The sequence below is a fragment of the Faecalibacterium prausnitzii genome, from assembly GCF_019967995.1.
GTDB lineage: Bacteria > Bacillota > Clostridia > Oscillospirales > Ruminococcaceae > Faecalibacterium > Faecalibacterium prausnitzii_E.
The window spans coordinates 861,436-877,459 of the sequence record NZ_CP065377.1; the positions used below are offsets into that span (position 1 = coordinate 861,436).

Annotated in this window: 23 protein-coding genes; 5 read left to right on the forward strand and 18 right to left on the reverse strand. The window is 49.5% G+C overall.

Annotation, left to right across the window (positions count from 1 at the left end):
• Positions 1-143 precede the first annotated feature (143 nt).
• Positions 144-500: a TnpV protein gene (locus I5P96_RS04155; RefSeq protein ID WP_207666269.1), complete on the reverse strand. Its 357-nt coding sequence runs from the start codon at positions 498-500 to the stop codon at positions 144-146.
• A 1-nt stretch (position 501) separates the two neighbouring features.
• Here I5P96_RS04155 and I5P96_RS04160 point away from each other — a divergent pair, with 1 nt between their 5' ends.
• Positions 502-1,287, forward strand: coding sequence for a hypothetical protein (locus tag I5P96_RS04160; protein WP_207666270.1), 786 nt, complete (start codon positions 502-504; stop codon positions 1,285-1,287).
• Between the two features lie 68 nt (positions 1,288-1,355).
• On the opposite strand, the gene I5P96_RS04165 is transcribed toward I5P96_RS04160, so the two are convergent.
• The 17 genes from I5P96_RS04165 to I5P96_RS04240 all read right to left on the reverse strand — a co-directional run bounded on the left by I5P96_RS04165 (position 1,356) and on the right by I5P96_RS04240 (position 13,601).
• Positions 1,356-1,517 carry a hypothetical protein gene (locus tag I5P96_RS04165; protein WP_015565631.1) on the reverse strand — a complete coding sequence of 54 codons (162 nt, stop codon included), beginning with the start codon at positions 1,515-1,517 and terminating at the stop codon, positions 1,356-1,358.
• 19 nt (positions 1,518-1,536) lie between these two features.
• Positions 1,537-1,803 carry a PF20097 family protein gene (locus tag I5P96_RS04170; RefSeq protein ID WP_117948549.1) on the reverse strand — a complete coding sequence of 89 codons (267 nt, stop codon included), beginning with the start codon at positions 1,801-1,803 and terminating at the stop codon, positions 1,537-1,539.
• 41 nt (positions 1,804-1,844) lie between these two features.
• Positions 1,845-2,141, reverse strand: coding sequence for a hypothetical protein (locus tag I5P96_RS04175; protein ID WP_223383305.1), 297 nt, complete (start codon positions 2,139-2,141; stop codon positions 1,845-1,847).
• 17 nt (positions 2,142-2,158) lie between these two features.
• A complete protein-coding gene (locus I5P96_RS14180) occupies positions 2,159-2,287 on the reverse strand; it encodes a hypothetical protein (RefSeq protein WP_263286887.1) in 129 nt (42 codons plus the stop codon).
• Positions 2,288-2,323: 36 nt separating this feature from the next.
• Positions 2,324-3,094, reverse strand: coding sequence for a hypothetical protein (locus I5P96_RS04180; protein ID WP_223383307.1), 771 nt, complete (start codon positions 3,092-3,094; stop codon positions 2,324-2,326).
• 21 nt (positions 3,095-3,115) lie between these two features.
• Entirely contained in the window at positions 3,116-3,838 is a 723-nt protein-coding gene (locus I5P96_RS04185) for an AAA family ATPase (RefSeq protein WP_005921747.1), read from the reverse strand.
• A gap of 33 nt (positions 3,839-3,871) precedes the next feature.
• A complete protein-coding gene (locus I5P96_RS04190; RefSeq protein ID WP_223383308.1) occupies positions 3,872-4,231 on the reverse strand; it encodes a DUF2500 domain-containing protein in 360 nt (119 codons plus the stop codon).
• A 1-nt stretch (position 4,232) separates the two neighbouring features.
• The gene (locus tag I5P96_RS04195) at positions 4,233-4,580 is read right to left on the reverse strand and encodes a DUF6054 family protein (protein WP_223383310.1); all 348 of its coding nucleotides are present in this window, start codon (positions 4,578-4,580) and stop codon (positions 4,233-4,235) included.
• 173 nt (positions 4,581-4,753) lie between these two features.
• Positions 4,754-4,957, reverse strand: a complete 204-nt coding sequence (locus I5P96_RS04200; protein ID WP_015537699.1) for a transposon-transfer assisting family protein — start codon at positions 4,955-4,957, stop codon at positions 4,754-4,756.
• The gene (locus I5P96_RS04205; protein WP_117533914.1) at positions 4,947-5,462 is read right to left on the reverse strand and encodes a YodL domain-containing protein; all 516 of its coding nucleotides are present in this window, start codon (positions 5,460-5,462) and stop codon (positions 4,947-4,949) included. Before I5P96_RS04205 ends, I5P96_RS04200 begins: the two co-directional genes overlap by 11 nt.
• An 8-nt stretch (positions 5,463-5,470) precedes the next feature.
• A complete protein-coding gene (locus I5P96_RS04210; RefSeq protein ID WP_117533912.1) occupies positions 5,471-6,358 on the reverse strand; it encodes an LPD16 domain-containing protein in 888 nt (295 codons plus the stop codon).
• Positions 6,358-8,181: a DNA topoisomerase gene (locus tag I5P96_RS04215; RefSeq protein WP_118553528.1), complete on the reverse strand. Its 1,824-nt coding sequence runs from the start codon at positions 8,179-8,181 to the stop codon at positions 6,358-6,360. Before I5P96_RS04215 ends, I5P96_RS04210 begins: the two co-directional genes overlap by 1 nt.
• Positions 8,168-9,793, reverse strand: a complete 1,626-nt coding sequence (locus tag I5P96_RS04220; protein WP_223383313.1) for a recombinase family protein — start codon at positions 9,791-9,793, stop codon at positions 8,168-8,170. Before I5P96_RS04220 ends, I5P96_RS04215 begins: the two co-directional genes overlap by 14 nt.
• A 93-nt stretch (positions 9,794-9,886) precedes the next feature.
• Positions 9,887-10,069, reverse strand: coding sequence for a hypothetical protein (locus I5P96_RS04225; protein WP_005945116.1), 183 nt, complete (start codon positions 10,067-10,069; stop codon positions 9,887-9,889).
• A gap of 223 nt (positions 10,070-10,292) precedes the next feature.
• A complete protein-coding gene (locus tag I5P96_RS14260) occupies positions 10,293-10,634 on the reverse strand; it encodes a replication initiator protein A (RefSeq protein ID WP_005924687.1) in 342 nt (113 codons plus the stop codon).
• A 796-nt stretch (positions 10,635-11,430) separates the two neighbouring features.
• On the reverse strand, positions 11,431-13,008 hold the full coding sequence (gene mobQ / locus I5P96_RS04235) for a MobQ family relaxase (RefSeq protein WP_044954172.1): 1,578 nt from the start codon (positions 13,006-13,008) through the stop codon (positions 11,431-11,433).
• Positions 13,009-13,277: 269 nt separating this feature from the next.
• Positions 13,278-13,601 carry a DUF3847 domain-containing protein gene (locus I5P96_RS04240; RefSeq protein WP_055191833.1) on the reverse strand — a complete coding sequence of 108 codons (324 nt, stop codon included), beginning with the start codon at positions 13,599-13,601 and terminating at the stop codon, positions 13,278-13,280.
• Positions 13,602-13,681: 80 nt separating this feature from the next.
• On the opposite strand from I5P96_RS04240, the gene I5P96_RS04245 reads away from it, so the two are divergent.
• From I5P96_RS04245 to I5P96_RS04260, 4 genes are all read left to right on the forward strand, one after another.
• The gene (locus tag I5P96_RS04245) at positions 13,682-14,221 is read left to right on the forward strand and encodes an RNA polymerase sigma factor (RefSeq protein ID WP_223383315.1); all 540 of its coding nucleotides are present in this window, start codon (positions 13,682-13,684) and stop codon (positions 14,219-14,221) included.
• Positions 14,214-14,909, forward strand: a complete 696-nt coding sequence (locus tag I5P96_RS04250; protein ID WP_005924698.1) for a DUF4367 domain-containing protein — start codon at positions 14,214-14,216, stop codon at positions 14,907-14,909. The genes I5P96_RS04245 and I5P96_RS04250 overlap by 8 nt, the downstream gene beginning before the upstream one ends.
• Before the next feature lie 171 nt (positions 14,910-15,080).
• Positions 15,081-15,467 carry a hypothetical protein gene (locus I5P96_RS04255; protein ID WP_223383317.1) on the forward strand — a complete coding sequence of 129 codons (387 nt, stop codon included), beginning with the start codon at positions 15,081-15,083 and terminating at the stop codon, positions 15,465-15,467.
• A 156-nt stretch (positions 15,468-15,623) separates the two neighbouring features.
• Positions 15,624-16,016 carry a hypothetical protein gene (locus I5P96_RS04260; protein WP_223383318.1) on the forward strand — a complete coding sequence of 131 codons (393 nt, stop codon included), beginning with the start codon at positions 15,624-15,626 and terminating at the stop codon, positions 16,014-16,016.
• Positions 16,017-16,024: the final 8 nt, after the last annotated feature.

Sequence of the window (16,024 nt, forward strand, 5' to 3'; positions counted from 1 at the left end):
TGTAAACCCTGAACCATGCCGCCGCAGCTCGTTCTCAATTTCAGCCTGCGACAAAACAAAAGCGGAGGGCGTTTTTTCGCTCTCCGCTTGGTCGATCTTCTCAATTTGCTGGGCTTCGGTGGGGATGTTCGCATCCAGAAAACTTAGCTGTAGATCAGCTCCGTCATCACCAGTTCCTCTGCCTGCGCTTTCAGACTGTTCATGTGCTGCACCCACATCAGTTGGTTCTGCGCTTTGTCCGGGGCTGGGTCCTGCTTCAGAAGCTGCTCCATGGTCTGCTGCATCCGGCTCTCTGCTGTCTGCTCCAGTTCCATCAGATGCGGGTACAGCGTCCCGTTCAGGAGCATCGAATTGTACAGTACCGGGCGATACTGCATCAGGTACGTCCGGCGCAGCCTGCCGTACTTGCCCAGCGGCTTCCGGGGCTGGTTCAGGGTTAGGTTCGGGAGCTGGTAGTCCCCGACGGTCGAGTAAGTCACGTTCCTGCTGTTCGTATTCATATTGGCTCCTTTCTGCATTGCGGCGGCGAATGGTTGTTTTTACGGTGCGCTCGATGTTACGCAGCACCTCCCGGCTCATGTCGCTGACGGCTGCGCCGAGGGCGTAGACACTATCCGGGGTGGAAAAATTGTAGATTGCCTGAAAATCGTCCTTGTCGAACCACCCGGCAGGCTCAATGCCGCAGCGTTCCAGCAGCGTGTAGGTGACGCTGATGGCGGCGGCAGACTTGAACTGCATCTCCACCCCGGCTTCATCATAATCCATCAAGAGCGAACCGTCAACGATGGCACGAATGTCCCCGCCGTTGTTGTCCCAGTAATCCGCCACCAGTTTCCCCGCAACATCCGCAAGCTGCTGGCTGACACGCTCGCCGCTGATGCCGTAGGTCTTGCTCAACATTTCCGAAACCGGCTGCACCAAATCGGGACCGAGCTGCCACACCTCCGGGTCACGGGAATTGCGGCGCACCCCGGTGTCGCTTACGTCAAAGACGTAGTGCAGCCGGGGGAAGCCGCTGGATTCGTCCAGCAGAGCGATGCCCTTGGCACCTCGGCGCACATAGCGGTTCATCCGATTGTTCCAGATGTCGAAGTCGGCGCAGGCGGTGGCATCCGGGCGCTGGGCGTAGATCATGAGCTGGTCGGCAAAAGGGTACTTGTACAGCCGGGATGCGGTGGTCAGGTAGTCCGTCCAGCTTTCCCAATACCGGGTCAGGCCGTTGGCCGTGCGCTGGGCAAGGGCGAGATATTCTTCGGTTTTGCTTGGCATTTTTGCCTCCTTTTTTAGATTTTAGGGTATAAAAATAGCGGGCAACCATTTTGGGGTTGCCCGCTGGAAAGTGTATTGAGATAAGATTATTTGCTATTGTCCTTTATGTACTTCATAACGCAGCACCCCATCACGATGACGGGAAGCACGGTTCGTAAACCGAGGTCGCCGACCCGCACATTTACATCAATCACAAGCCCTGCAAACCATGCCGCTAAAGTGAAAACAGTTGCCCATCCATAACTCATGAGAATTCATCTCCTTAATCTATAAAGTTACAGCTTCATAATGAGAAAATGTTTTGCGAACATCAAACACGCCAATGACTTTATTGTATTTTTTGCATAGAAAAGCGTTTGGTATCTTTGTCTGTCCTAATAAAATGCTGGAATTGCCAATACTGTGCCATTCCTGATAGGAAATTCTTCTAAGTCCTTTTTTATCAAACTCGTCTTTTGGAACCCACCCAACTGAGATACCAGCGGAAATCAATCCTCCCGCAAGCATTTCTTCTCCACAAATAGGACATTTCATATCAGCGTCTCCTAATCAATAGTACACTAAAAGATTTGATTTCACCACTTGATCTTAAATGGAATCAGTTCGCCAGAAACAATCCCAAAGAAATACAAAAGCCCGATTTCGATAGCAACACAGATTATCAGCAGAAGATTTGCAAGAGCTTTACTGTCGCTCAATTGTTCAATATTTTTTCGGTATTGGACAAAGACCCACATTTCAGAGGTGAAAAACAAAATGTAAAGGAGGCTGCTCCGAAAAAAAGCCATCATATTCGATAGCGCATAATTGATAAGAATAAGATTTATGGAATGAATAGCGACATCCAAAATCTTTGGGAATTTTCGTTTCATACACAGACACTCCAAACCTACAGTTCGGTTTCCACCGCAAGCTGCTCCTGTTTTTCTTTTTCGTCAGCGATTTGGACGTCAATATCTTCGCGCATCTTTTTCAGAAGTGCGAGGACTCGCTTGATTTGACCCTTGGTGTTTTCCACCCTGCTCTGTGCCTGATTGATGTGATCCAGAACTGCTCAGTCTGCAAAGAGGCCGTCAAAGAAGAAATCCGCAAATTTCAAAAAGCTGTCCACCGTAACCTGAAGGTCTGCGGTGATTTCAACATCGGAAAGTTCAGTTTTGAACCGCCGCAGTTCCACTTGGAGCTGTTCGATTTGTTCCTGTGCATCGTCCAGTTCCTCATACTTGGCAAGATCGGCCATCAAACCGCCGCCCATTACGTCCCATGTACTCCAGCCCTCGGCTTTGTCGAGGGTTTCCAGAACTTCATTGACCGTATGCAGGGCGGTCTTTCCGGCGTTGATAGCTTCCAGCAGCTCCCGTTTTTGGACTTTCAGCGCGGCAATACGGCTTTCGCTTTCCGCAACCTGCTGTGCGGCAGGGTGGGCAGATGCTTTGATGCTTTTGATTTTTTCGGAAAGAGCAGCTTGATACTGCCTTTCGCAATCGGACAGCCGTGCCAACCTATTTTGAATTTGTGCTAAATCAGCATCAACGGAAGAAAGGTCATGGAGAGCCGCATCGTACTTGACACGGGCTGCATAGGCTTCCTGCCGTTCTTTGTCCAGCTTTTCATCCATCTTTCCGATGACCTGATAGAAAAATGCGGCAAGGCTGTGTCCCTCCAGACGGTCCACATCAGCCTGCTCTGCCAGCTTGGATTTTTCCAGCATTTTCAGGCGGTCAGCAAGCGTATCTCTCTGGGCGGTCAGTTCTTTCTGCTTTGCTTCGCAGCTTTTCTTTTCAGCGACCTGCTGCCAAAGCTCTTTCAACGTAGAATCATTCATATGGAATGTCCTTTCCCGGAATTACGTTTCTTCATTCAGAAGCTGGTTCAAAAAATGCTGCCGATTATTTACAAATGTTTTGGTGATAACGTAGCTGTCCGTATCTTCGTACTGACAAGGATGAATCGTGCCATTGTCGAAGCTAAAAATCTCAGCATCAGGCATTCCGAGGAGAATGGGTGAATGTGATACGATAATGAATTGCGCCCCTTCTTGGGCACACCGATAAATGTTGATCAGTAACGTGAGCTGCCGCTGCGGGGATAAAGCGGCTTCCGGCTCGTCAAAAATATAGACTCCATCTGCACCCATGTAGTCCTGCGCAATGGCGAGGAAACTTTCACCGTGTGATTTTTGGTGATAGCCTTTGGAGGGATGATCGTCATCGGAATAGTCGATTTCCTTGGTGGCTACATTATAGAAACTCTCTGCTCGGAGAAAATACCCGAACTTTGGTCTGCGATACCCCTTGGAAATCGTCATAGCCTCACATAGTTCCGAATGGGAGTTGTATGTGGAAAATGAATAGTTCTTCGTTCCACCCTCTGCGTTGAAGCCGTAAGCAACAGCGATTGCTTCCAGAAGCGTAGATTTTCCACTTCCATTTTCGCCAACAAAGAACGTAATGGGCTTATGGAATGTAAAAGTGTCGATTCCACTGATGGCAGGAATCTGACGAACATAATTGTATGGGCGAACTCTGTTCCAGTCGATGGTCAGCCCTTGGATAAACAGATCGTTCATACAGCACTCCATACTATATAATGTAAGAAACACTTAGCTCCGCTCAAACCCAAGATAGCGGGTGCCCTGAAAACTCAGCTTTCCAATGTCGCCCTCCACAAGCATTCCGTAGTCCGAACCACTTACGGTAAGCTCCATGCGGTCGCCGCTCTCTACCTGAAAGGTCACATAATAGGTTGTGAACGTATGCGCCATCGTATTGTCTGTATGGTGGCGAGAAACTTCCGTGCGCTTTGCCACAACCGTTGCCGGAACAGTCAGCCGCGGCGAATGGTTGTTTTTATTCCATGTGCTGATATTTCCGATGATGGTGTATAGGATCATACCCAAAACCACAAGGAACAGGGTGGGAAACAGAATGCTGAACAGCATATCAAATCCAGCGTAAAACATTTCACTCCTCCAAAATTTCTTCCAGCAGGTCCTTTACATCATCCAGAAAAGATTCTTCTCCGAGGGTGTTCACCTTGAAGAACACCGTTTGACTGCCTCCTGCGGTGATGGCAGACAGCCGAATCGGGCTATCTCCATTCTGGAACATGGTCAGTGTCAGACTCAGGCGGTTGCCGCCCATCATGCTGTACCGTTCAAACACACGGACACTGCACCGGGCATCGCCCTCTTTGAAATCACTGCCTGCCTCTAAATCTGCCGACCAACTGCTGTCCGGGATTTCTTGTTCCAGCTTCCGAAGCAACTTGTCAAAATTCTTGTTTCGGATGGTCTTTTCAAAGATTGCCATAATGGTTCCTCCGTTCTGACAATTAAAAATCAGTCCCTTATTTTTGATACGAGCAGAGCCACAGGAAAATTGCGGAGAAATCGCTTGAAGAGAGGAATTTTGTCTAATTTGATTATAGCATATCTTTTGGAAGAACAAAATACTTTATGTACGCCGCCCGCAGGCGGCAAAAGTCAGTCCGGGGGAAATTCCAGTTCGGCAAATTCCGCATCGGTCAGCAGTTTCAGCTTTTCGATAACACCCTCGGACAGTTCCCGCAGGGCGGTTTCATCCGGCATCAGGTAGCACTGCATGAGCCGCAGTTCGTGGATAAGCCCCAGTCGGGTGCCGGTGTTGTAAAGCATCATCAGCATGAGTTCTTCATGGTCAAAGTTCATGTTCAGTCCTCGCTTTCCGGCTTCCAGTTGGGTTACACTCCGGGGCATCGCACTTTTCCTTGAGATTCATCAGCACCGAAGGGCGTTCCGGCTGCTTGTCCAGAAACCCCTGTAAATCTTTGAAGCCGATGCTGTCCACATAATGCACAGACACCTCGCCATTGCGTTTAAGTGCGATCACATCGCTGACCGACAGGCTGTGCCCCTCAAAATCCTGCGGACGGGAGAGGTTGAACATCTGAAATAGTTCTTCCAAAACCTCGTTGTTCGGCACATCCTGCCACATGGCGGGCAGATCAGCATAGTAGGTGACCTCGTAATGCTCCGGGTCTGGCGTTTTGCCCCGACGATGCAGTTCCCGCATGGAAGCAAATCTTTCATCGAGGATTTTTTCGTCATGCCGCAGCTGCATCACCATATAAACATCGCACCCTGCGTTCAGAAACTTCTGCGGGATGTCCGTCATGGGTTCATCGTCAAAATTCTGGTTCCATTTTTGCTGCATCATCCACCTCACAGTTCCGGTGCAGAACGTGCAGAGGATTTTGGCGCAGACGTATCACTTGCCAGTTCTGCCAGCTTTTCCAGTGTGGAAGGGCGATGGTCTGCACCCAGTTCCTCGGCTTCCGCAACCTTATCCATGACGGCATCGTAGTCCTGCAACAGCCGCCGCCCCTTTTCCATGTGGTGTGCTTCCAGAATCTGCTCACGGGCTTCCTGAATGGTCAGTTCCGGGGCATCCAACTGCCCGCCGTCCATCACGGAAAAATCGCTGTGGTAAATGGTGTAGTCCCATCCATCCTCACAGGACTGGATGGCAAGATAACCTTTGCCACCCAGTTCCCATGCGGCCTGCTCGTCCTGTGTCTGAATTTCGGGGTAGAAGTCTGCATGGTTCCGCTCCATGACCTCGGCAAACTGGCAGATGTGGAACACATTGCCCAGACCGCCCATGTCAAAGTGATAATCATCCAGATGTTCCACCCGTGCCGTAAAACTGCGCCCATCCGGGTAATCCACCTGAATCACTCCGCCATCGGGAATGCGGTAGAGGTCGTCATAGTGGCTGTTGATGAGACGAATATCCTTCGGCAGCGTTTCCGGCTCCCAGATGCGCCGCCTGCCGATGCCCGCCTGTGGGATGTTTTCGAGGATATTTACGCTTTCCTGTTGGATGGCCTTACGGTCATCGTCCGAAAGTTCAAACAGATACCAGTTCCGGGCGGCAGGGATGGTGTTTTGTCCATCTGGCGGCAGATTCTTTTCCGAGATCTGCCCACTTTCCAGCGGCTCGCCAGTTACCTTGTTATAAGTGGCAAAGCCGACCCCTGCACCGTTTTCCCTGAGATGCAGATAGCGTTCATCGTTGATAAGGTAGACCGCTTCTTTTATCTGCTCCATCAGCACCCACCTTCAAATTCCAGCGAAAACTTGCTGCGGCCATCGGCTTCACAGGACAGCAGCACGGTGGCATTGTAGGTCTTGCCCTTGGCACTCTTGCAGTCCTTCAAGCGGACACGACCATCCCGCAGCAGCTTGTCCGCCACATGAGCGTCCAGCCGCTTGCCCAGACGCTTGAAGAACGCATTGTCCTTCCACAGAACGAAACGGCACTCCCTGTTCTCACAGAACCAGCCCTTTTCACGTTCCACGACAGGCTTCCCACAGTTCGGACAGACACCAATAATCTTGCTTTTCATAAGTGCATTCGCTCCTTTTTTCATTTCCGTGTTCTTTACCAGTTCGGTAATCATCGTATTGATCTCAGTCATAAATTCACCCGGCTCCATTTCGCTGCGCTCAATACGCAGCAGCTTCGTTTCCCAATCGGCGGTCATTTCCGGGGATTGGATCTCTTCGGGCATCACAGTAATGAGGGCTTTGCCCTTGTCCGTGGGCAGAAGCACCTTGTTTTTCTTGGTGCCCTTGCGTTCCAGAAAACCCTTCTGCACCAGTTTTTCGATGGTGGCGGCTCTGGTTGCCGGGGTACCGATGCCCTGACGCTCCACGCCCTCCGGCATACTGTCCGCACTGGCGGTCTCCATAGCGTGCAGCAGGGTGTCCTCGGTAAAGTGCTTCGGCGGGGACGTTTGACCCTCCTTCAGCTCTGCGTTAAGGATGCCGCACTCGTTTTCTGCCGCATTGGGCAGGGCGGTGAGTTCCTGTTTTCGGTTCAGGATGTCGGCAAGCACCTTACGTTCCACCGCTTTCCAGCCTTCTTCCAGAACCTCCTTGCCCTTGGCGGTAAATTCCTCCCCGGCACATTCGGTGGTCAGCAGGGTTTCCAGATACCGGAAGGGCTTGCTGACTGCCATCAGCGTCCGGGCGATGATGAGCTTCAGAACGTTCTGCTCGCCTTTAGGCAGCGCTTCCAGATCGGCTTGCAGCATACTGCGGGTGGGCAGGATGGCGTGGTGGTCGGTGACTTTTTCCCGGTTGACGGTGCGCCGTGTCCGGGGTACAGCCTCGTCCACATCTTCTGGGGTAATGTCAAAAAAGCCTTCCAGTTCCTCGGTCAGCACCTCCAGCATTTCCTCGTCATCGTCGGTGATATAGCAGCTATCAGTCCGGGGATAAGTGGTAAGTTTCTTCTCATACAGGCTCTGCACATAGTCCAGCGTCTGCTGTGCGCTGTACCCCAGCAGGCGGTTGGCGTCCCGCTGAAGGGTGGTCAGGTCGTACAGCGGCGGCGGATTCTCGGATTTTTCCTTGCGGGTGATGCGCTGGATCGTTGCCACCATCTCCCTTCGACAGGCTTCCAGCAGGTTTTCTGCAACGGATTTTTCAGGAATGCGGCGGCTGGATGCCGTGCATCCGCTGGTCAGTTCCAGATCCACCGTGTAGAACTTTTCCGGCACAAAAGCGGCTATCGCAGCCTCCCGCACCACCGTCATGGCAAGCACCGGAGTCATGACCCGACCGACCGCTAAAGGTTGACCGTACAGACATGAAAAAAGCCGGGACGCATTGATGCCGACCATCCAGTCGGCACGTTCCCGGCAAAGTGCTGCGTTGTACAGCGCATCGTATTCAGTTGACGGTTTGAGATGGGCGAACCCCTCTCGGATGGCGTTTTCCTCCATGCTGGACAGCCACAGGCGGGAAAAGGGCTTTTTGCAGCCCGCTTGCTGGTAGACAAGGCGGAAGATTAGTTCGCCCTCACGCCCTGCATCTGTAGGATAGTTCTCGGAGGTGACTTTTCTGACTTTGTTACTCGATGGCATCCAATGGGCCGATAAAGCGGTAGAAAATCTGGATTTTCTGGACGTATTCGCCATCGACCTTTTCCGCTCTGGATACCAGAATCTTGTCAATCAGCTGATGCAGAATCTTATAGTTCAGTTCGGTGATACCAGCGTACTTGCTGACTTCATCAATAAAATCCTGAATCTTGTCCAGCTGATCGTGTTCAGCACGGCCTTCCCGCTCGTACTGCTCAATCTTCTCGGTCAGTTCAGCCTGTTCTTTGTCGTAGCGATCTGCAAGCATTTGAAAACGTTTCTCCGGGAGAAGTCCCTTTGATACGTCCTCATAAAGTTTTGCATACAGGTCTTCGATTTCTGCGATTCGTGCTTTACACTGCTTCAAATCCCGTTTGTGCTGCGCCCGGTCAGAGGACACCCGGAGGTGCATCTGATTTGCAATCTTCTTCACAAGGGCTTCCCGATTGCTCACAGCGGCCTTTGCGTGTGCCTGAATGTCCGCAAAGACAGCTTCATGCAGAACACGGGCTTCCAAATTATGCGAGTCACAGGCTTTCGCACCATATTTCCGATAAGTGCTGCAACAATAAAAGGTCTGATCCAGAACACTGTTACGTTTGCGCCTGTGCTCGACCTTGACTAACATCGTTCTGCCGCAGTCTGCACAGCGGACGATGCCCTTGAAGATATTGTCGTAGTCGGTCTTATCGCACATAAAACTACTGGAACGGCTGTAAAGGATTCGCTGCACGTTCTCCCAACGGTCTTGTGGGATGATTGCTTCATGTGTATTCGGAACGATAGCGCGTTCTTCAAACGGAATATAACGCCGCTTTTTGGATTTCATGGACACGGTGGGCTTGGCTTCGTAGATGATGTGTCCGGCGTAGACTGGGCTGTGCAGAACCTGACTGATATAGGCACTGTCCCAATCATACATCTTTTCATCATCAATAAAGCGGCCAAACATCTCTTTCTTGTAGTAACACGGCTTCAAGACTTTTTCATCGTGGAGCCGCTTGGCGATGCGGTGAAGCCCCAGCCCTTCCTCTGCCATTGAATAGATATACTCAACAACGGGGGCGGTGTTCGGGTCGATCACAAGGTGATTGTGGTCGGCAGGGTCTTTCTGGTAGCCAAACGGTGCGCCGCTGGAGATATACTTTCCACTTTTCTTGCGTGTCCGAAGGGCACTCTTGATCTTTCGGGAAGTGTCTTTGGCGTACATTTCATTGATGATGTTTCGGAACGGGGCAATATCCATCTGAGATTGCTCGTTGGAATCATAACCATCGTTGATTGCAATATAGCGGACACCGTGTTCAGGAAAGAAGATTTCCATATACGTTCCGGTTTCGATGTGGTTGCGTCCAAGTCGGGACTGGTCTTTGGTAATGACTGTTGCCACCTTTCCTTCCCGGATATCATCCAGAAGTTCCTGAAAGGCAGGGCGGTCAGAGTTCGTACCGCTGTAACCATCATCAACATAGTACTGGCAATTCCCGAAACCGTTGCGTGTGGCATACTCCATAAGCATTGACTTTTGAGTGCGGATGCTCAGGCTTTCGCTGTTTGAACCGTCATCTTTTGACAGTCGGCAGTATAAAGCAGTTACTTTTTTGTCCTTTTCCATGTGTACCTCCATAATGGAAAAGAGACCTCATCAATCACATTGTAGCGGATGCTGCGTGACGATGCAAGCCCTTTTCCGCAGTAAAACGTCCAATTAGCCAGCGGCGAGATACGATTCGGCAGTTTTACGAATTTCTTCTTCCACAAGCCGCTGAAAAAGCGTATTCATCGGCACATTGCCGATATAATGGCGTTCCACGATCAGGCGCACGGACTTCGGACTTCTCGGCGCACGTTTGCGTGTGGTGGGCTTCTTCTCAGATTTTTCTTTGTTCAAGGGCAGACCTCCTCATTCATGTGGTGCAAATACGGAAAGGAATGGATGGATTCTATTCGTTTTTCTCTTTTTGTTTTATTACGTTGGTTAGGTGAAAGTTTTCTTCGATACAGTCTTAAAGGCTGCTATACTGCATAGGAAAAATATCTTTTGCAGATGCCATTAAGAATCTGCATCACAGAATCGTGATTTTGGCGGTTCTTGAATCGTGAAAAACGCAGAACTATTCAACATTTGGAATTTTCACAAAGATGTGATTGGGCGAAGAAAACCGCGTTCGTCTGCGCTCAATCAATCCCGCAGCGTCCAATTCCTTAAGCGCACTGGAAACACTGACAGTGCTGCGCCCTAGCTGCTCAGCCAAAGAGCAAATCGTAAAAATGACAAACACGAATCCACGTTCATCTATCCAGAGATTTTTCTGCGAGAGTGTGGCACGGTCGAGTAGCAACACATAAGTCATTTTTGCAGTCTGACTCAGGTCAAGTTCCAAAAGGAAGCGTGGGTATGGGAGAAACGGCGGCAGCGGAGTTTGCGTGGTAAGATATTCTGAAATGTTGATCACCTCCAGCTGAAGCAGAAATCAGGAACAAAGAGTATGTAACGAGAATTGGAGGGTTCCAATTCTCCAGTCGCAGAAAAGCACGAAACAAGTGCTCAACTGCGTTAATAAGTTAAGGTCTCCCATATTGGTCCTCGACTTCCCTAGGAGTGGGGAATCGTCCGGCGGCGGGCTTGCACCGCACCATTGGCATTTCAGCCACCCCGTCTTCGTTATGACCGGGCTGCGAGTTACAGAAGTACCTTTTGTGAAGTACCGGACGATTGAACTATTCACTTGTCAAGGAACATATGGAAGATTTCTGGACTTTGACGGACGAAAAACATCCTTCTACTTGGTAGCCGATGAAAAAGGCCATTTCGTAGCATTGCAAGCAATTTTGTAAACAAAACGTCATAATAGTCCGAGAATGGTCTTGAAAAAGATGCCCTACACTTGGTAGGCATCGAGAACGCCTGTTTCGTAGCATTGGTGAGAAACTTGTAATTGAATTGTAATTCTTGAGACCAAATCTCCGCTTTTGAAAAAATCCTCTCAATAGGTAGGCAACGAAAACAGCCCAAAGACAACCATCTTTTTGAGAATTAACAAAAAGGTCACAAATGACCGGCTTTCAAAGAGGCGCTTCTACTATTAACAGAAAAAGTGGCCTAAAATGGGGGGTGTTGGAGAAAATTTCTGCCTTAAAAGTACGCCTCTACTCACTAGCCAGCGAGAATAGCCAAAAGCCAGCAAAAAACAAATGAATTATGTACTTCTGCCACTGATTGCAACGGCATATCGGTGACAGAAAGATCGTTTAGAGCGATTCTTCGCGGTTTGGGGTGGTAGAAATCGTTTTGTAGTTGGACTTTTTCTGCTGAAGCTGCTCCAGCTGTTTCAGCACCGATTCCTTCTCCGGGGGCTTGCCGCCCGGTGTGGAAAGCTGCTGCTTATTCAGCACCATGTCGATATACTTGCGGATATTTTTCAGGGCAGAGACATCCGGCTGCAAGGTTTCCAGTTTGGTACGCAGTTCTGCGCTGCCGGATTGCAGCGCAGAAAATTCGGCATCCAATGCCGAAAAATCCACCGCTGTGCTGCCGTTCAGTTTCATCAGAGTGCGGACAGCTTTATTAAAGGTGTCCAGCTCCTCTTTGTGCTGGGCGGCATAAGCGTCCTTGGTCAACTTGAAGTTCTTCTTGATAAAGGTGTCGTGGATGGGCTTCAGCTTGGCATGGGCGGCGGCAGCATCCTTGATCTGGGCGATTGCCCGCATACGGTTTTCGTTCTGCTTCAACTGCCTACGGAGAGGGGCGGCGGTCTGGTTCAGGTTAGAAATTGCGGTATCCAGATCCTCGATGGTGTTCAGAGAATGGGCTTTCAGATAGTCCACCGCCCGTTTGACTTCCTCAAAGTCTCGGACAGTGCATTTCAGTTTTGCCTTGCCAGACCAATCGCTGCGCTGCTCGTTGCGGAGGTTGAAGTAATCCACCAGCAGGTCGGACAGCATTGGCTCCTTGGCTTGTTCCAGTGCATCCAAAAGAATCTGCTTCTTTTCATTCAGGTCTGCGATCCAGCGTTGCAGCCCACGAATCGCACTGCGGATGGACTGCATCAGGCTATTGGCGGCGCGAATATCCCGGTTCAGGTTGCCGAGAAAAGTTTCCACTCCACGCTTTTCCATCTGGTGTGCGGCGGGACCGAGATGCACGGTCGGTATCTGCTGGATGCCCTGTCGCTCAAAGGAGCGCAGGTCAACACGTTCCGGGCGGCCAGCCGCTTCCAAATAGCGGTTGGTAATGGTCTCCCAGCCATGCCGCCAGACCTCGGCATACTTCTGGTCGTTCCAGTCCACCGTGTTTTCCTTGTGGCACTTCCAGTTGCCGGAAGCGAGCCGGATGCGCTCACCGTTCTCGTCAAGGTCGTACACCTTTCTGGCTTTCGGGAGCCACTTGCCGTGTTCATCTATTGCCCGGAGCGTCAGCAGAATGTGAGCGTGTGGGTTTCCATCTCCCTTGTCGTGGATGGCAAAGTCGGCAATCATCCCTTTGGAAACAAACTGCTCCTGACAAAACTCTTTTATCATGGACAAATACTGCTCCTTCGGCACCTCCACCGGGAACGCCAGCACGATGCGCCGGGCAAGCTGGGAGTTCCACTGGTTCTCCACAGCTTCTACGGCGTTCCAGAGGGTCGCCCGGTCTGCATATCCGGGCGGCGCATAGGATGGCAGCATGATCTCAGCGTGGACAAGCTCTTTCTTCTTGTTGTAGAATTTTGTTCTCTGGTCGTACTCGCTGAACAGCCGTTCGCCGCTTTGGTAAGCGGCCCCGGCAACAGCGGACTGCCCTTGGCTGCGCTTGACGATGGTAATTTTGAAATGCGGACACGGAATAGGCATCACCCCCAAACAAAAAGACCGCCCAGCAAGATTGCTCTTGGTGAACGGTCTGGAATTGTATTCGGTTTTGCTCGCCGCCTTAGAACGGAGTGCCATGCGCTTCGATCTCAGGCGGGAGCCGCAAAAGGATAGCTGCAAAGCAGCGCAAGGAAAATGCAGTTTTCCTTGGGATGGAATCGGGCTGGCGCACAAACGCCAGCTTCGATTTCATCGAGCCGTCTGCAAGACCGCAATTTCACCGGAACGGTGTATAATTGCGCCCTTTATTCTAAAGGTTTTTGGACGTTGCTGCGTTCGTGAACATCATGCACCATCTTTGCAAGTGCCAGCACGACTTCAGGCTGGCGGAACGAGATTTTCAGCAGCTCCATCACCTGATCGTTGGTGAGTTCTTCCGGCGCAATCAGAAAACTTTCCAGCATTCCGGCACGGGTACACAGCCGATGCACACGGGCCTTGCGGGTCAGCTCCGGTATCTGGTGTTCCAGAATTTTCTCCCGGTGCTGGTAGTAGCGCAGCTGCTGTTCTGCTTTGGCTTTCTCGCTGCGGAGATAGGCGAGATCGGTTTTCGGTTGGGTCAATGGCATCACGCTCCTTTTCAAAAGTTGGTTGTATTCGACATTTTTATTGGTTCGTGGTACACTACACACAATCAATGTGAATAGAGGTGACTGCGTTGCTTGCGTTATATCTAAGTGTGCTTGATGATCGAAACTTTGAAGAAGATTTTACCGAGGTGTACAATACATACAAACGGCTGGTTTACCATACCGCTTACAAAATCATGGATGATTCGTATCTGGCAGAGGATGTGCTACAAGAGGTATTTTTGTACGTTGCAAAAAATTTTTCTAAAATTCATCGAGAAAACTGTCACGAACTCGCTGCTTATCTCGTTAGTTGTAGTAGAAGCCGTGCATATGATATGCTTCGCAAACAACGAGAAGAATTGCTGGAAGATGTCCCAAACGAACCAGATGCCGCTCCGGTGCCGGATGATGCAGCAGTTAGCACCGATAACATTGAACGTCTAACAGAACTGATTGGCCAAATGAAACCGATGTACCGTGATCCGCTACGCCTTTTGGCAATGGGATATACAAACCGTGAGATTGCAAAATCGCTGGGATTAACGGATGAAGTGGTACGAACACGGCTCTTTCGAGGACGAAAACTATTATGGAAGGAGATGAACAGCCATGAGTGAGCGGACAGACATTTCATTTGATGCGGCTTTGATGATGGCACTTCGTGCAGATGCGCAAAGAGAACTGGATTCGCTTCCAACGCCAAAGCAGTTTGAGGAAATCTACCCAGATACGTCCCAATGGGACGAACGAATGACAGAGGCCTTAAAGAAGAAAAAGCACCACCCAGTGTTGAAACGAGTACTAATTGCGGCATTGACACTCGTAATGCTGACGGTTGGTGCTCTTGCGGTCAGCGCTGATTTCCGCAGGGCAGTCTATACGATGATTCAAAAATTTCTGCCCATTGAGATGCAGCTGACTTATCAGGTGGATGGCGAACCGCTGGAGTGGCTCCCGGATGGATACAGCGACCATTATGTGCCGAACGGCTTTGAAATGGACGATGTGCAGAAATTTGAGCGAGCAGAAAACTTTTTACATGTTTACTCGTCAAAAGAAACAGAGGAAAGCTACACAGTCCGTTGCTCAATTATCCAGCCAGGGCAGCAGTCCCTGTTTGATAATGAGCATACAGTGTACGAAACCGTAAAGGTCGGAGAAGCAGATGGTGTACTTGGAACCAGTACGGATGAACATGGAAAGAATGTTTATACTCTAAGTTGGGAACATCGGGGGATTACACATACCGTTATGGGAAACATTCCATACGATGAGATTATGAAAATTGCGGAAGGTATCCGTTAAGAAAGCTGGACACTTGTGAGAGTTCACAAATGTCTGGCTTTCTTTTTGTCTGAACTTACAAAGATGGAAAATTTGAAAAATTTTCTCCTGAAAATTGAAACGAAGCGAATGCGAATTGCGTTGATTATACAAAGGCTCTTGATGGGAGCAAAAAAACGGAGGTGTATGTCTATGTCGAAAAAGCGTTTGTTGTCCATTGTTGTTTCAGCGGTGATTCTCTTGAGCTTTGCCTGCACCGCAATGGCCGCTGAAAAGTCTGAACGGTATGTAGGCGATAGTACGGTCAACGGATCTATTTACCAAACATACTATCAGGTTGATGCCCAGACTCGAACTGGAGTAAAGAAAATCAGCGTTTCAGGCGTTCTCTATGAAAAGGGGACAATTGGAACATGGCAAAAAGTAAGTAGCTGCTCAAACAGCAGCACGACCTCAACCTGCATGGTGAGCAGTAGCTTTAACACTAAGCCCGGAAAATCTTATAGGCTTGAGTATTCTGCGACCTTTAGCTATTCCGATGGACGGAGCGAAACCATTACCGGAAGTACCAGTAGATAAGTGGAGTTTGTTATATATTTCAGCAAGTTAGAAAGGTGTGAGGTAATTATAAAGGCGAGACCAACGCGAGTTATCCGATACCTAGCTATAGTCGCACTGTGCTTGCTTTTGGGCTTTATGCTTGGAAGAAAAAGCAAATATGAAAAACGAGATTATTTGAAACAATTCAAAATTGGAAAAGCAACATACTCTGAATCGTTGATATATGAGGCTTATGGCGGATTGCAAAATGATGGGATAATGTTAGCGGTATACTACGATGTGGATGCAGCCAAAATTATTCATCAACTCGATTCATGGGAGAAAATTAATGATTCTCCAACCATATCTTCTATATTAAAAAATGTGTCGTCATATTTTGGATTAGATTTTGTGATTCCTGAAATTGCAAGTGGAAATTTTTTTCTTTATGATAATAGTCAGCATAAGGAACTACGCTCGGAAGCCGAAATGAATACATTGCTTTTACATTCTGAAGATGTGAATTTTAGTCTCGTTGTCTGGGATGATGAGAAGCACACAATTTATATAGTAGAGTACAGAATTTAAGGAGGTTC

Coding starts and splice junctions, on each gene's coding strand:
- I5P96_RS04155 (WP_207666269.1), bottom strand. CDS start 500: ATGAATACGAACAGCAGGAACGTGACTTACTCGACCGTCGGGGACTAC.
- I5P96_RS04165 (WP_015565631.1), bottom strand. CDS start 1,517: ATGAGTTATGGATGGGCAACTGTTTTCACTTTAGCGGCATGGTTTGCA.
- I5P96_RS04170 (WP_117948549.1), bottom strand. CDS start 1,803: ATGAAATGTCCTATTTGTGGAGAAGAAATGCTTGCGGGAGGATTGATT.
- I5P96_RS04175 (WP_223383305.1), bottom strand. CDS start 2,141: ATGAAACGAAAATTCCCAAAGATTTTGGATGTCGCTATTCATTCCATA.
- I5P96_RS04180 (WP_223383307.1), bottom strand. CDS start 3,094: ATGAATGATTCTACGTTGAAAGAGCTTTGGCAGCAGGTCGCTGAAAAG.
- I5P96_RS04185 (WP_005921747.1), bottom strand. CDS start 3,838: ATGAACGATCTGTTTATCCAAGGGCTGACCATCGACTGGAACAGAGTT.
- I5P96_RS04190 (WP_223383308.1), bottom strand. CDS start 4,231: ATGTTTTACGCTGGATTTGATATGCTGTTCAGCATTCTGTTTCCCACC.
- I5P96_RS04195 (WP_223383310.1), bottom strand. CDS start 4,580: ATGGCAATCTTTGAAAAGACCATCCGAAACAAGAATTTTGACAAGTTG.
- I5P96_RS04200 (WP_015537699.1), bottom strand. CDS start 4,957: ATGAACTTTGACCATGAAGAACTCATGCTGATGATGCTTTACAACACC.
- I5P96_RS04205 (WP_117533914.1), bottom strand. CDS start 5,462: ATGCAGCAAAAATGGAACCAGAATTTTGACGATGAACCCATGACGGAC.
- I5P96_RS04210 (WP_117533912.1), bottom strand. CDS start 6,358: ATGGAGCAGATAAAAGAAGCGGTCTACCTTATCAACGATGAACGCTAT.
- I5P96_RS04215 (WP_118553528.1), bottom strand. CDS start 8,181: ATGCCATCGAGTAACAAAGTCAGAAAAGTCACCTCCGAGAACTATCCT.
- I5P96_RS04220 (WP_223383313.1), bottom strand. CDS start 9,793: ATGGAAAAGGACAAAAAAGTAACTGCTTTATACTGCCGACTGTCAAAA.
- I5P96_RS04240 (WP_055191833.1), bottom strand. CDS start 13,601: ATGCCATTGACCCAACCGAAAACCGATCTCGCCTATCTCCGCAGCGAG.
- I5P96_RS04250 (WP_005924698.1), top strand. CDS start 14,214: ATGAGTGAGCGGACAGACATTTCATTTGATGCGGCTTTGATGATGGCA.
- I5P96_RS04255 (WP_223383317.1), top strand. CDS start 15,081: ATGTCGAAAAAGCGTTTGTTGTCCATTGTTGTTTCAGCGGTGATTCTC.